The organism is Escherichia sp. MOD1-EC5950, from assembly GCF_002965345.1.
GTDB lineage: Bacteria > Pseudomonadota > Gammaproteobacteria > Enterobacterales > Enterobacteriaceae > Escherichia > Escherichia marmotae.
Genome location: NZ_PTSR01000118.1, coordinates 1 through 684, shown reverse-complemented (window position 1 = coordinate 684; position 684 = coordinate 1). Strand labels below are relative to the sequence as shown.

1 pseudogene is annotated in these 684 nt (G+C 61.1%); it reads right to left on the bottom strand.

The window, feature by feature from the left end:
* Positions 1-684, bottom strand: a pseudogene (locus BEA93_RS24570) (RHS repeat protein); the annotation flags it as partial.

Genomic DNA, 684 nt, shown 5'->3' with positions numbered 1-684 from the left:
TCCGTGTGGTAATACCAGATTTTCCGGCTTTCCCCGCGCCCCGTGACAGCCGCCACCGGCGTGTACGGCTGTTCCGCGTCGTACAGGTACGTCCGCTTTCCCTGCCACGTTGTCTCCTGCAACAGCCGGAATCCTTCCCACACAAACGTCGTCCGCCGCTGTTCCCGCTGGTTCGTATGGCGGCCATACGTCGCCTTGCTGATACGCCTGCCCAGCGCATCGTACTGATACCGCGTCTCGCTGTTGCTGCTGATGACCCGCGTTAACTGGCCCTGCGCGTTCCACTCCAGTTGCTGTTCTCGCCGCTCTGTCAGTTCACCCCATTCGTTATAGCGGTAACGGTCACGCCCGTAGCCCGGCAGGCGGTTGTCCATCACCGCTCCCTGATATTCATCCGTCAGCAGGTTGCCTGCTTTGTCGTAATAATAATGGTCATGGTCGTACATCTGCCCCGTACGACCGGTCAGCCAGCCGCTCCGGTCATAGCTGAACACCAGGCAGCCACGCAGTTTGTCGTTAATGCCGCTGACTTCACCGTCTGCGTTCCAGATGTAATCCCGCCCCGTCACGCTGTCGCTCTGTGTCGGGGGATTTCCGGCCTGTTGCGGACTCCGGCTGCCGCCTGGCAGGCTGCGCTGCCAGCTTAACCGGTTGTCGGCGTTGTAGCCGCTGAACGTCGTCAGC